Origin of the sequence: Chitinibacter tainanensis DSM 15459, from assembly GCF_000429785.1 — a bacterium.
In the GTDB taxonomy this organism is placed as follows: Bacteria; Pseudomonadota; Gammaproteobacteria; order Burkholderiales; family Chitinibacteraceae; genus Chitinibacter; species Chitinibacter tainanensis.
Genome location: NZ_AUCN01000009.1, coordinates 278683 through 291983 on the forward strand (window position 1 = coordinate 278683; position 13301 = coordinate 291983).

The 13301-nt window shown below is 41.8% G+C and carries 13 protein-coding genes; all 13 read left to right on the top strand.

Going from position 1 to position 13301, the window contains the following annotated elements:
• Positions 1–11 precede the first annotated feature (11 nt).
• The 13 genes from G482_RS0102475 (at position 12) to G482_RS20250 (ending at position 13298) form a co-directional block, all read left to right on the top strand.
• On the top strand, positions 12–1232 hold the full coding sequence (locus tag G482_RS0102475; protein ID WP_028448694.1) for a glycosyltransferase family 4 protein: 1221 nt from the start codon (positions 12–14) through the stop codon (positions 1230–1232).
• Entirely contained in the window at positions 1229–2524 is a 1296-nt protein-coding gene (locus tag G482_RS0102480) for a hypothetical protein (RefSeq protein WP_028448695.1), read from the top strand. Before G482_RS0102475 ends, G482_RS0102480 begins: the two co-directional genes overlap by 4 nt.
• Positions 2524–3558 carry a polysaccharide biosynthesis protein gene (locus tag G482_RS0102485; protein ID WP_028448696.1) on the top strand — a complete coding sequence of 345 codons (1035 nt, stop codon included), beginning with the start codon at positions 2524–2526 and terminating at the stop codon, positions 3556–3558. Before G482_RS0102480 ends, G482_RS0102485 begins: the two co-directional genes overlap by 1 nt.
• A gap of 3 nt (positions 3559–3561) precedes the next feature.
• On the top strand, positions 3562–4665 hold the full coding sequence (gene wbjC, locus G482_RS0102490; RefSeq protein WP_028448697.1) for a UDP-2-acetamido-2,6-beta-L-arabino-hexul-4-ose reductase: 1104 nt from the start codon (positions 3562–3564) through the stop codon (positions 4663–4665).
• Positions 4666–4679: 14 nt separating this feature from the next.
• Positions 4680–5813: a non-hydrolyzing UDP-N-acetylglucosamine 2-epimerase gene (gene wecB / locus G482_RS0102495; protein WP_028448698.1), complete on the top strand. Its 1134-nt coding sequence runs from the start codon at positions 4680–4682 to the stop codon at positions 5811–5813.
• Between the two features lie 59 nt (positions 5814–5872).
• Positions 5873–6568 (top strand): WbqC family protein, encoded by a 696-nt coding sequence (locus tag G482_RS0102500; protein WP_028448699.1) that lies wholly within the window; start codon positions 5873–5875, stop codon positions 6566–6568.
• Positions 6565–7494: a glycosyltransferase family 2 protein gene (locus tag G482_RS0102505; RefSeq protein WP_028448700.1), complete on the top strand. Its 930-nt coding sequence runs from the start codon at positions 6565–6567 to the stop codon at positions 7492–7494. The genes G482_RS0102500 and G482_RS0102505 overlap by 4 nt, the downstream gene beginning before the upstream one ends.
• Before the next feature lie 24 nt (positions 7495–7518).
• Complete coding sequence (locus G482_RS0102510; protein WP_028448701.1) at positions 7519–8184, top strand: acetyltransferase; 666 nt, start codon at positions 7519–7521, stop codon at positions 8182–8184.
• On the top strand, positions 8181–9101 hold the full coding sequence (locus G482_RS0102515; protein WP_028448702.1) for a glycoside hydrolase family protein: 921 nt from the start codon (positions 8181–8183) through the stop codon (positions 9099–9101). The genes G482_RS0102510 and G482_RS0102515 overlap by 4 nt, the downstream gene beginning before the upstream one ends.
• Positions 9094–9525, top strand: coding sequence for a GtrA family protein (locus tag G482_RS17015; RefSeq protein WP_051258664.1), 432 nt, complete (start codon positions 9094–9096; stop codon positions 9523–9525). The genes G482_RS0102515 and G482_RS17015 overlap by 8 nt, the downstream gene beginning before the upstream one ends.
• Complete coding sequence (locus tag G482_RS0102525; RefSeq protein ID WP_028448703.1) at positions 9525–10397, top strand: class I SAM-dependent methyltransferase; 873 nt, start codon at positions 9525–9527, stop codon at positions 10395–10397. The genes G482_RS17015 and G482_RS0102525 overlap by 1 nt, the downstream gene beginning before the upstream one ends.
• Complete coding sequence (rffA, locus tag G482_RS0102530) at positions 10390–11538, top strand: dTDP-4-amino-4,6-dideoxygalactose transaminase (protein ID WP_028448704.1); 1149 nt, start codon at positions 10390–10392, stop codon at positions 11536–11538. The genes G482_RS0102525 and rffA overlap by 8 nt, the downstream gene beginning before the upstream one ends.
• Positions 11539–11621: 83 nt before the next feature.
• Positions 11622–13298: a hypothetical protein gene (locus G482_RS20250; protein WP_156905335.1), complete on the top strand. Its 1677-nt coding sequence runs from the start codon at positions 11622–11624 to the stop codon at positions 13296–13298.
• Positions 13299–13301 lie beyond the last annotated feature (3 nt).

Genomic DNA, 13301 nt, shown 5'->3' on the forward strand with positions numbered 1-13301 from the left:
TAGGATGTGGCATGAATATTTTGATGTTATGCACTAAATTCTCATTAAATGAAAATGACCCATGGCTTTCAAATGAACTGGCAGATGCGTTTGCTAATCAAAAAGCCCAAGTGCATGTTGTTACCATTGACTGGGCTAGGCCCTACGGCGCTATAGATGACGAAAAAACATTCCCTTCAGGTGTAAAAGCTGTAGTTTTATCACCTGTTGCCATTCAAGGTTTCGGTTCGTTCGTAGAGAAAGCTTCAAAGTGGATTGTCTCCTCAATGAGAGCCGTTCGAGTGGTAAGAAATTTACAAAGAATACAAAAATTCGATCTAACGGTTGGATATTCTCCGGCTGTTACGATGGCATTGCCATTGCTAGTGATGAGTAAGTTGACGAAATCAAAAATGTACTTGATTCAGTGGGATTTCTTTCCATTTCATCATCAGCAGATTGGGTTAATAAAGTCTCGTTTAATATTTAAAATCGCGAAGTTTATTGAAAATAAATTAATGAGGTTGTTTAACCACATTGGCTGCATGACACTAATGAATGTGGACTATCTAAAGTCTCATTATGATTTAAAACCGGAACAGAAGGTGCATCTACTTCCTGTGTGGGGAAGTGATCAACCCATTAAGTTGAAGTCGCGAGATGAAGTTCGACGTCAATTAGGTTTGTTTCCGGATGCCAAATTAGCAGTATTTGGAGGGCAAATTACACATGGCCGAGGTATTGAGCAAATTCTTTCAGTGGCGAAAATCGCCCATAGAAATGGTGATGATTTTTATATAGTCTTTATTGGTAGCGGTGAACTTGAATATTTGGTTAGAGATGCAATTAGTGATGGCTTGAATAATGTGATTTTAATTAATCGTATTGTAAGGGATGAGTATTTAAGTTTTGTTTCTGGTTTTGATGTAGCGATCGTATGTACCGCTACAGGTGTTGATGTGCCAACATTTCCATCTAAAACAATCGACTATTTTCGATTGAAGTTGCCTATTGTTGCGTCAGTTGAAAGTACAACTGATTATGGTTCTTTTATTTTTAATAATAAAATTGGCCTTTCTTCTATTGTAGGCAATGACGATGATTTTTATCAAAATTTAAAATTAGCTATGAATAATGCGGAACTAAGGCAAACTTGGGCAGAGAATGGTTATCTTTATTTTTGCGAGAACATGAAGGTCGGTATTGTTGCAAATAAAATTTTTGCAGACATTATGTCCGGGAGGAGGGGGTGAGATTTTTTCTTGAGCGCTTCATTCCGATTTTTTTTGTGTTAATTTATTTCTTATTTACAGTGGCCTTGTTTTTTTGGGGAGCTGTCTCGTTTGAGGTTGTGAACTCATTTGACCTTCTCTTATTCTTGTTTCTAGTGTTTTTTATGGTGTTTTTAGGGTATTTAATTGGTGTGTTTTCGAAGGCCGGTATCGAGAATGAGTTGAATTGGCGTTTTTACTTTAGGGTGGGTGCTTTTGCAGCTCTGATTCTTTTTTTTCCATCAATTTATTTTTATACAAATAAGTATCCGTGGCAGGTTTTTGAGGCAGTCGGGAATCAAGGTGATGTATATAAAAATATGTTGGAAGCTTTGGTGGAAGAATCTCTGGGGCGGAAGGTCGTTGCTTTAATTAGGCTGATATTTTCTCCTTTTATACTTTCGGTTGTTTCGCTTGCAATTTTAAATTGGTGTAAGCTTACGAAGTTTGAGAGGGTGCTGTTTTATTTTTTTTGTTCGTCGCAATTAATTTTTTCTTTAATGAGAGGTACTGATAAAGAAGTTGCGGATTTTCTGATTGTGGCGTTTGCTTCGCTTCTCATCGTAACATATAGAAAAAAAGTATCAGGCATTTTGCGTATCAATTGGCAAGCTCTGCTAAAGTTGTTTTCATTATGTGTCATAGTTTTGTGTTTGGCATTTTCACTTTTTTTAGATAGAAAGCTATCCAGAATGGGAGGTACTACGGAATTTTGCATTATGGAAACTGCTGTATGCGCTAACTATGACGGCCCACTGATGTCACTGCTCGCTGACAACTTAAAATTTGGCTCTGCAATGTTTACGGCATATGTGGCCCAAGGCTACTATGGTCTTTCGCTAACGCTACACGATGATTTGGACTCGATGTATGGTTTTGGCCATTCCATAATATTGTCAAATGCTTATTCGTTGATAACTGGTGATGATGAGTTTTACAAAAGAAGTTATTTATACAAATCTATAGCCAAGGGGTGGGATGATAAGGCTGTTTGGTCAACTATTTTCCCTTGGATTGCCAATGATGTTGGATATGCTTTTGTTCCTGCTGTAATGATGATTTTCGCTTACTTATTAGCAAGATCTTGGTGTTCTGCAGTTTTCAGTAAAGATGATAGTGCTGCTATTGTCTTTGTTTTTTTGTTTATACTTTTCATGTATATGCCAGCCAATAATCAATTGGCTCAAACCGCTGATACTTATTGTGCTTTTTGGTTTTGGATTATATGCTGGCTGTTCTCTTCTAACTTGAAAAAAATATTAAGGGCAAAATAATGTTTGAGCGAAAAACATTACTTATTACTGGTGGTACAGGTTCATTTGGGAATGCTGTTTTACGTCGCTTTTTGAATTCGGATATAGCAGAAATCCGAATTTTTTCTCGAGATGAGAAGAAGCAGGATGATATGCGTAAAAAATATAATAATCCAAAGTTGAAATTCTATATCGGTGATGTTCGGGATTATCAATCTGTATTAAATGCAACGCGTGGAGTAGATTTTATCTATCATGCTGCTGCATTAAAGCAAGTTCCATCTTGTGAGTTTCACCCCATGGAAGCAGTAAAAACAAATGTCATGGGTACCGAAAATGTATTGGAAGCTGCAATTGTAAATGGTGTTAAGCGAGTTGTTTGTCTAAGTACAGACAAGGCCGTTTACCCAATTAATGCAATGGGTATTTCAAAAGCCATGATGGAAAAAGTCATGGTGGCTAAATCACGTAATGTGGATGATAGTAAGACGGTGATTTGTGGTACACGCTACGGCAATGTGATGGCTTCGCGTGGGTCTGTAATTCCGTTGTTTATTGATCAAATTCGTGCGGGTAAACCCATCACAATCACAGATCCCTCAATGACTCGGTTTATGATGACTTTGGATGATGCTGTAGAACTTGTTCTATACGCATTCGAGCATGGCAAAAATGGTGACATTTTTGTACAAAAAGCGCCCGCAGCGACTGTTGAAGTATTAACTCGTGCTTTGCTAGATATTGTAGGAAAACCAGATCATCAAGTGAATGTGATCGGGACCCGCCATGGTGAAAAACTTTACGAAGCATTATTGAGCCGTGAAGAGATGGTAGCGGCAGAAGATCTCGGTGGCTATTACCGCGTGCCCCCTGATTTGCGCGACTTGAATTATGGCAAGTTTGTTGAGCAGGGCGATGCCCGTATTTCTGAGGTTGAAGATTACAATTCCCACAATACAGGTCGTCTTGATGTAGAAGGTATGAAAAAATTACTATTTAAATTAGATTTTATTCGTGCGATTCATGCTGGTGAAGATGTGCAGGCCGAGGATTAAGAAATGAAGATTTTAATCACTGGCGCCAATGGTTTCATTGGCAAAAATTTGCGAATACACTTAAAAGAAGCTGGCTATCAAGATATTATTTGTATTGATCGCGACTCCACTTCTGCTGATTTGTACGAAGGGTTAAAAATTGCAGATTTCGTTTTCCACCTTGCGGGAGTAAATAGGCCAAAAGATGTAAGTGAATTTCACAGTGGCAATGTTGGACTAACTGGAGAAGTTATTGCAGCTTTAAATGACTTGGGTCGGTCTGTTCCGATTGCCTATACTTCATCAATTCAGGCTGGAATTGATAATCCTTACGGTAATAGCAAATCTGCCGCGGAAGCAATATTACGTGAGTACCAAGTTAAAGTTGGTGCACCAGTATATATATATCGACTCCCAAATGTATTTGGTAAATGGTGTCGACCTAATTATAATTCTGCAGTCGCAACATTTTGTCATAATACAGCGCATGATTTACCGATTACGATTAACGATGCAAATGCACCATTGCAGCTAGTCTATATTGATGATGTTTGTGATAGTTTTATCTCGTTGCTGACTCTGCAACCATCCGCGGGCCAGATAGATATACCATCGGTTTACAATACCACTGTAGGGTTTGTTGCTGAAATCATTGCTAAATTTAAGTCAAGTAGAGATACCCTCATTACTGAGGCTGTTGGTACAGGTTTAGTGCGTGCTTTGTATTCAACCTACGTCAGCTATTTGGCAACGGATGATTTTTCCTATCAAGTGCCCAGTTATGGTGATGCACGAGGTGTGTTTGTCGAAATGCTTAAGACCCCAGATTGTGGTCAATTTTCTTTCTTCACAGCGCATCCTGGCATTACACGTGGTGGGCATTATCACCATACTAAAACAGAAAAATTTTTGGTGATTAAGGGGGAGGCTAAGTTTTGCTTTCGCCATATCTTAACAAGTGAACGAATTGAGCTTATTACCAAAGGTGCTGAGCCGAGAATTGTAGAAACAATTCCAGGCTGGGCACATGATATTACTAATATTGGGCAAGATGAAATGGTTGTGATGCTCTGGGCAAATGAAGTTTTCGACCGCCAGCGGCCAGACACTATTTCGCATGAGGTCTAAAGAGATTAAAGAAGATGAAAAAATTAAAAGTAGCGACCGTAGTTGGCACACGTCCAGAGATTATCCGTTTGTCGCGTGTTTTAGCTAAACTGGATCAATATTGTGAGCACACCTTAATTCACACGGGGCAAAATTATGATTATGAGTTGAATCAAATTTTTTTTGATGATTTATGTGTTCGTAAGCCAGATTTTTTCCTGAATGCAGCAGGTAAAAATGCTGCCGAGACAATTGGGCAGGTTATCATTGCTGTTGATGGTGCGCTGGATGAAATCAAACCAGATGCGCTACTGGTTTTAGGCGATACAAACAGCTGTTTAGCGGCAATCCCAGCCAAACGCCGCAAAATTCCAATTTTCCATATGGAAGCTGGTAATCGTTGTTTTGATCAGCGAGTACCTGAAGAAACAAACCGGAAAATTGTCGATCATACTGCCGATATTAATTTAACCTATAGTGACATAGCGCGCGAATATCTCTTGCGTGAAGGTTTACCTGCAGATCGTATTATTAAAACTGGCAGTCCAATGTATGAAGTACTGATGCATTATCAAGATGGCATTGATGATTCCGATGTGTTAAATCGCTTGAACTTAGCGGTTAGAAAATATTTTGTGGTTAGCGCACATCGTGAAGAAAATATCGACTCTGATATTAATTTAGCCAAGTTAGCTGAAACATTAAATGGTGTTGCAGAGAAATACGGCGAACCTGTTATTGTATCGACTCATCCGCGTACGCAAAAAAGAATTGATGCGAAAGGAATCAAGTTTCATCCGTTGGTGAATTTGTTAAAGCCGCTTGGTTTTAAAGATTATGTTCGTTTGCAGCGAGATGCTAGAGCAGTTTTATCTGATAGCGGAACAATTTCTGAAGAATCATCAATTTTAAATTTCCCTGCCGTTAATATTCGCGAAGCCCACGAGCGCCCTGAAGCAATGGAAGAGGCTTCCGTGATGATGACAGGGTTGGATATTGAGCGTGTGCTGCAGGCATTAGAAATCTTAGCTGATCAGTCGCGGTCAGATGCGCGTTTATTGCGTCAAGTTGCGGATTACTCGATGCCCAATGTGTCAGATAAAGTAGTTCGTATCATTCACAGTTACACGGACTATGTTAAACGTACAGTTTGGAAGCAGGTTGTCTAGTTGTTAAAAAGTAATATCAATATTCATCCACATAGCGTTTAAATTGAGGAAAAATTTCCTTGCACAAAAAGATTGCAATTCTTCAATCAAACTATATTCCTTGGAAAGGCTACTTCGATTTAATCGCAGCTGTGGATGAGTTTATTCTTTACGACGACATGCAATACACTCGCCGGGATTGGCGTAACCGTAATCAAATCAAAACGCCCCAAGGAGTTCAGTGGCTTACGGTTCCTGTGCTAGTAAAGGGTAAATACCACCAAAAGATCAGAGAAACAGTGATTGATGGCGCAGACTGGGCTAATGCACATTGGAAAACTTTGGTGCAGAACTATCGTCAAGCCCCTCATTTCTCTGAAATTGCTTCATGGCTGGAGCCGCTGTACCTAGAACAGGATTTTACTCACATTTCGCAACTAAACCGCCGTTTTATTGAGGCTATCTGCAATTACTTGGCAATAAATACCATTATCACAAGTTCTAGTGACTACATCTTGCAGGAGGGTAAGACGGAGCGGCTCGCAGATCTATGTCTGCAAGCTGGTGGCTCCGAGTACATCTCAGGACCAGCAGCCAAGGACTATGTTGATGAAAAGGTTTTTTCGGATTTGGGGATTAAGTTGACCTGGTTCGACTACGCCGGATACCCCGCGTACCCACAGCTTTGGGGTGAGTTCAGTCATGGTGTCACAATCCTTGATCTTTTGTTTAACTGTGGCTCAGCCAGTCCTCGATACATGAGGTATGTGGCATGAAGCTTTCAATCGTCGCAACTCTCTACCAGTCCGCTTCTTATATCAACGCTTTTCATGAACGTGCGAGCGCTAGTGCAAAGAGGATGGTTGGAGATGATTATGAAATTGTGCTTGTGAATGATGGGTCACCGGATAACAGTCTGGATCTGGCAGTCAAACTCACCGAACATGATCCACACGTTGTTGTCGTAGATTTGTCTCGTAACTTTGGGCATCACAAGGCGATGATGACGGGCTTGGCGCATGCAAAAGGAGAGCAAGTTTTTCTCATCGATAGCGACCTCGAAGAAGAACCCGAGTGGCTAGGGGCGTTTGCGCAGCAGATGAAGCAAGACTGCTGTGATGTCGTTTACGGAGTCCAAGAGTGCAGAAAAGGGAGCTGGTTCGAGCGTTTGAGTGGCAAATGGTTCTACATTCTCTTTAAAACCCTAACTGGTATAGCACTGCCTGAAAATCTTGTAACGGCACGCCTAATGACCCGCCGGTATGTCAATGCTCTTGTGCGCCATCAGGAGCGTGAGGTGCTAATTGCGGGCCTGTGGCACATTACTGGTTTCGATCAGCGTTTTCAAGTTGTCAAAAAACACAATACGAGTGAAACTACATATACATTTAACAGAAAGATGTCGTTGCTTATCAATTCGGTAACTTCATTCAGTAATACCCCACTGGTTAGTATTTTTTATATTGGAGCTACGATCTCACTTTTTGCACTAGCATATAGCGCATATCTGGTAACGAACTGGCTATTTCTAGCAAAACCTTTGAGTGGCTGGACTTCAGTCATGGCATCTATTTGGCTCCTTGGAGGAATGGTAATCTCTTTTATCGGTGTCGTGGGTATTTACCTATCCAAGATATTCTCTGAAACCAAGCAGCGTCCCTATACAATAGTGAGGCAAATTTATGCTCAGCAACAAGAGTGATTTCGTTTGCATTTGGAGTAAGTTATGAAAGAAAAGCTCGTGATTTTTGGCTCCGGCGACATCGCTCAACTCGCTCACTATTACTTTAGCACGGATTCAAAATACGAAGTCGTTGCCTTTACGCTTGATGCGGATTACATTTCAGAGGAAGAGTTTTGCGGTTTGCCAGTCGTGCCGTTTGAAAATATTTCCGACGAATATCCTCCGAATTCATATGCGATGTTTGTTGCAATTGGTTATTCAAAATTGAATGCAATTCGTAAAGAAAAATATCTCGCCGCAAAAATGAAGGGCTATAAACTCGCTAGTTTTATCAGCACGCACACGACTGTACTCAATGAAGGAAGAATCGGCGAAAACTGTTTCATTTTTGAAAACAACACCATTCAGCCGTTCGTAACGATAGGCAACAACGTAACTTTGTGGAGCGGTAATCATATCGGCCACCATTCAGTAATTCATGATCACACCTTTATTGCATCCCATGCGGTTATTTCGGGCGGGGTGGAAATTGGTGAGCAGTGTTTCATAGGCGTGAACGCGACATTACGTGATCACATCAAAATTGGGGTTAGATGTGTAATTGGGGCTGGAGCGCTGCTGCTGGCAGACGCTGCACCCGAAGGTGTATATATTGGCAGTGCTACCGAACGATCAAAGGTGCCCAGTACAAAAGTGAGAGCGATATGACTAAGTATTGGAAAAAACTTGGTCAGCTCTACGTTCCAAAGGCAAGTGGACAACATCCAAAGCTAATTTCCCACGCAGCCAATCCATTGCCTGTTCATATGACTGGAGATGTTTATCGCATCTTTTTTAGTGGTCGAGACGATCAGAATCGATCCTCTGTGGGGGCTGTAGATGTTGATATAGTTCAGCTCAAAGTTATCACTGAACATCACTCTCCATTTTTCGAGCACGGGCCAGTTGGAAGCTTTTATTCAGATGGTGTAAGCATTGGCAATTGCTACGAGGCGAATGGCATTCAATATATGTTATTCATGGGCTGGCAGAATCCTCCCGGAGGGCATTGGAGAGGAGATATCGGCCGACTGATTGTGACCCAGGAGTTTTCCCTTCAACTGGAGCGCGATGCGCTTTTGATGGGTATTGACTCAACGGACCCGATCAGTTTGTCTTACCCTTGGGTTCAAGCAAGTCCATCGGGTGGATTCGATATGTGGTACGGTTCAACACTTACATGGGATGCTGGCAATGGCGAGATGTTGCATGTAATTCAACATGCTTCTTCTGATGATGGAAGTCATTGGAACCGTTCTGGTCTAGCCGTGCCATACGAGCTTGGATTTGCACAAGCCTTTTCAAGACCGACCGTAGTGCTTAACGATGACAATAATTTTGAGATGTGGTTTTCGTATCGAAGTGGTACAGGAGAAAAATACCGCATAGGTTATGCTAAGTCAGATAATGGAAGAAATTGGACATTAGCCTTGGAAGGCTCAGGAATCGATGTATCCGAAAGCGGTTGGGATTCTGAAATGGTTGAATACCCCTTTGTGTTCGACCATAAAGGCGAGCGATATATGCTGTATAACGGCAATGGATTTGGAAAAACAGGTTTTGGTTTGGCGGTACTTGATGATTAATGAACCTTATATTATGTCATCCAAGAAGACATTGCGACAGTTTTTTATCTATGCATTGATTGGTGTGCTAACAAATGTTTTAGGTTATGCCATTTACCTCATCCTGACCTATTTTTGGGGCGCCCCAAAGTTAACGATGACAGCACTTTACTTCGCGGGGGCATCAATAGGTTTTATCGCTAATCGACGTTTTACATTCCGACATGATGGACGTATTGGCGTTACCGGGATTCGATACCTGCTGGCGCAGGTTGCGGGCTATCTGCTGAATCTGGTTCTGCTTCTGCTGTTTGTGGACTGGTTTGATTTTCCGCATCAAATCGTACAGGCGATAGCAATCGTCGTGGTGGCCATCTTCTTGTTTTTTGTATTGAGGGTTTTCGTATTTGCGCCAAGCTTTGCAGTAACCGGAGTGGTGCGGTAATGAAAGTGTGCCTTCTCTGCAAACATATCTTTTCTTTCGATGAGTGGACTTGCCCATCATGCGGTCATCAGCCAAAACGCTTGAACGGAATAGAGGCACATGCACCTGAGTTTGCAAATGGTGGTGGTGGTTTCAAGTCTGAGTACTTCTCTGAACTGTCACGATTAGAAGCGGAAAACTTCTGGTTTCGTGCGCGTAACGAGCTTATTCTCTGGGCGCTTAAAACCTACAAACCAGATGCGCGTACATTTTTGGAGGTGGGATGTGGGACTGGCTTTGTTTTATCGGGTCTCGCACGTGCCTGCCCTGAGATGGCATTGAGTGGTAGTGAGATTTTCTTGGCCGGTTTATCTCATGCTACCAAGCGCGTTCCGTCCGCAAACTTCATGCAGATGGATGCTCGCCGAGTTCCTTTTGTGGATGAGTTTGATGTCATTGGTGCCTTTGATGTACTTGAGCACATTGAAGAGGATGAAGTCGTTCTTTCTCAACTCAACGGAGCCTTAAAAGTTGGTGGTATTTTGTTGCTAACCGTTCCTCAGCACACTTGGTTGTGGAGTGCGTCTGATGAATATGCCTGCCACGTTCGTCGATATGGGCGCGTCGAGATTGAAAAAAAGGTTGTTGCTGCAGGATTTGAAATTTTAAGGAGCAGTTCTTTTGTTGCTGGTCTTTTACCTGCAATGCTGCTCTCGAGATGGCTAATGGGAAGAAATGCTAAGAATTTTAATCCTGCGGATGAGCTTAAAATTAATTCAGTATTGAATAAGAGTTTTTATGGGTTGATGATGTTGGAGCTTGCCGGTATTAAGCTTGGGATAAATTACCCTGTTGGTGGATCAAGATTAATTGTTGCGAAAAAAAATGACTGATTTCAATGATCGAGTTCCGTTTAATTTGCCTTATATGACGGGAAAAGAGCTTTATTATATTGCCGAGGCACATTTCAATGGTCGTCTAGCTGGTGATGGACCATTTACCAAGCGCTGTCATGGCTGGTTGGAGAATCGGACAGGTTGTAATAGAGCCTTGCTTACCCACTCGTGCACTGCGGCGCTCGAGATGGCTGCTATATTGCTGGATATTCAGCCCGGCGACGAGATCATCATGCCGTCGTACACCTTCGTATCTACCGCGAATGCTTTTGTGCTTCGCGGTGGGGTCCCCGTGTTTGTCGACATCAGAGAAGACACTTTAAATTTGGATGAGCGGTTGATTGAGTCTGCAATAACTTCGCGTACCCGCGCCATAGTTCCCGTGCATTATGCGGGGGTGGCATGCGAGATGGATGCAATTATGAATGTTGCAGGATCACATGGTTTGAAAGTGGTAGAAGATGCGGCGCAAGGAGTGATGGCAACCTATAAAGGAAGGGCGCTTGGCAGTATAGGAGACATAGGGGCGTACAGTTTTCATGAAACTAAAAATATAATTTGTGGCGAAGGTGGCGTGTTGCTCGTTAATGACCCTTCATTAGTTTATCGCGCTGAAGTTCTGCGTGAAAAAGGCACGGATCGAAGTAGATTTTTCCGAGGCGAAATTGACAAATATACTTGGCAAGATATTGGTTCATCCTTTTTGCCGGGGGAGCTAATTGCTGCATTCTTATGGGCCCAGTTGGAAGAGACTCAGACGATTACGGATAAGAGGTTGGATATTTGGACGTGCTACCATGAATTACTTGCACCATTAGAAAATGCGGGCTACCTACGCCGTCCTATAGTGCCTGATGATTGCCAGCATAATGCGCACATGTATTATGTCCTTCTTGCTTCTGGCATTGATCGTGATAGAGTTCTGCATTACATGAAGCAGGCAGGAGTAGATGCCTTGTTTCATTATGTTCCTTTGCACTCATCGCCAGCGGGTAAATCGTTTGGACGTTTAGATGGCGCGCTTAAAGTGACGGAGTTTCAATCAAGTCGTTTGATTCGGCTGCCTTTGTGGATTGGGTTAACGAAGATGCAGCAAAGTGAAGTTGTCCAAGTTCTTGCTGCAGCACTACATGCCTGAACGAATTAAATTGCAGGTGTCCCGTTTTTATATATATCCATTTTTACTTTTTATAACATTTTTTATTTGATGGGTGATTGTGAATGAAAAGTGTAGGAGCAATCGCCACTTTATTGCCAGTGGTAGTTGTCGGGCTATTTTGTTGCGCATTGATTCTGGGTGTTTTGGTTCCAATTTATTCCGATGAAATTGCAGTTCATCTATCTCATGCTCGTTTCTTTTTTGATGGGTTTGTCATTACGGGTTTGTTTCCACAGTGTGGTGATGCAACCTGGTTACGTACTCCACGATGGTTCGAGTACCCAGCTATTTTGCTATACCCACTATTTTATCCTTCTGGCAATGCACTACATTTGAGGATTGCTGGAATTGTATGGGCACTAGTCACAATTTATATTTTCTGGTTTTTGTGCGGGAAATTTGCAGCAACTCTTAAAAGTAGAGTAGGCCTGTTTGCATTTGCGATATCTATCTGTGCATTGGGCCCATTGCCCTATGTATTGGTTTTGGCGCGTTCAGAGCAGGTGCTGCTATTGTGCATCGTGGTTATTTCTTTGGTTGCTTTGTTTTTTCCAATTTGTCCTAATGACACCCGGGCTAGAGTTTTAGCTAAATGGGGATTTTGGGTTAGCCTGTTGTCGGTATTCTATTTTGCACATCCTAAGTCAATTTTTTTTACCCCGTTAATTTTTGTTGCGCTTTATTTTTTCTCGCGCTCGATTCAGTGGTGGCTAAGGTTAATTTCATTTTTACTATTGTCCGCAGTGACAGCGATATTCGTCTTCGATGCGAAGAATGTAATTCAATGTTCAGCGGCCCCAGGTGCAGCAAAAGCTCTATCTAGTAACGTTGCTAATTATCCTGTTTGGGGTGTCGATTTTTTTGCTTGTATAGGCCAAGTTTCTAATAATATTCAAGTATCCATAGTTAAAATAGCAAGCAGGCTCTTCTTTGAGCCGGTTTATCAGTCCTTTTGGTTGCCCGCTCAGATTAATTCTAGTCAGTCATCGGTTATGGCTAGTAATTTGAATTCGTACATCCATGTTTTTATACTATCGGCTTTATGTTTGATTGTATTGTTGGTTGTTGCAATAAGTATGCGGCAGCTAGTTAGCAAGAAAATACTAGATCGACATCTGCTGGCTCTAAGTTTGCTGCTAAGCCTTTGCGCACATCTTGTGGTCTATAACCCAAGTGCATGGCATTTTTATACGCCTGGTTTAATTATTCCAGTTTTTGTTTTGGCATTCCTATTAATCGCACCTGATTTATTTTATTTTTATCGTGGTCGAGTCCAATTGCTCTATATGATGGCTGTGCCGTTTTATATTCTAGCGTTGTTAAGTTTGTTTACATTGTTGCAGACTACGATTCCATATCTGATGAAGGCCGCACGTGAAGGCGAGGTGATTATTCATAATCAGCTACTTTCCACCCCGAATTTTTTGAGCAAGAGCTCGGCCGTTGATCTTGAGACTTTAGTGCAACAATGTGGTATTCCATCTGTAGGTGCTAGCCGACTCGCAGTTGATGGTACCGCATATGGTTTTATGCAGAACCTTCATCAACCAATTTATATGCTTTATGTTGGTCCTATTGGTTTTGGTATGGACATTAAAGATCTACGTCAATTTTTGATCTCTAAGAAAAGTGATGGAGTCTTAAGTCGATGTGACTATCTATCTCCTGCGCTGATTCAACGTTCATTACAATCAAATGGGATGTGCTGTCTTTCTAGGCGCCATTTGGCAGTCGAATAATTC

Coding starts and splice junctions, on each gene's coding strand:
- G482_RS20250 (WP_156905335.1), top strand. CDS start 11,622: ATGAAAAGTGTAGGAGCAATCGCCACTTTATTGCCAGTGGTAGTTGTC.
- G482_RS17015 (WP_051258664.1), top strand. CDS start 9,094: ATGATTAATGAACCTTATATTATGTCATCCAAGAAGACATTGCGACAG.
- G482_RS0102525 (WP_028448703.1), top strand. CDS start 9,525: ATGAAAGTGTGCCTTCTCTGCAAACATATCTTTTCTTTCGATGAGTGG.
- G482_RS0102510 (WP_028448701.1), top strand. CDS start 7,519: ATGAAAGAAAAGCTCGTGATTTTTGGCTCCGGCGACATCGCTCAACTC.
- G482_RS0102505 (WP_028448700.1), top strand. CDS start 6,565: ATGAAGCTTTCAATCGTCGCAACTCTCTACCAGTCCGCTTCTTATATC.
- G482_RS0102485 (WP_028448696.1), top strand. CDS start 2,524: ATGTTTGAGCGAAAAACATTACTTATTACTGGTGGTACAGGTTCATTT.
- wecB (WP_028448698.1), top strand. CDS start 4,680: ATGAAAAAATTAAAAGTAGCGACCGTAGTTGGCACACGTCCAGAGATT.
- G482_RS0102515 (WP_028448702.1), top strand. CDS start 8,181: ATGACTAAGTATTGGAAAAAACTTGGTCAGCTCTACGTTCCAAAGGCA.
- G482_RS0102475 (WP_028448694.1), top strand. CDS start 12: ATGAATATTTTGATGTTATGCACTAAATTCTCATTAAATGAAAATGAC.
- rffA (WP_028448704.1), top strand. CDS start 10,390: ATGACTGATTTCAATGATCGAGTTCCGTTTAATTTGCCTTATATGACG.
- wbjC (WP_028448697.1), top strand. CDS start 3,562: ATGAAGATTTTAATCACTGGCGCCAATGGTTTCATTGGCAAAAATTTG.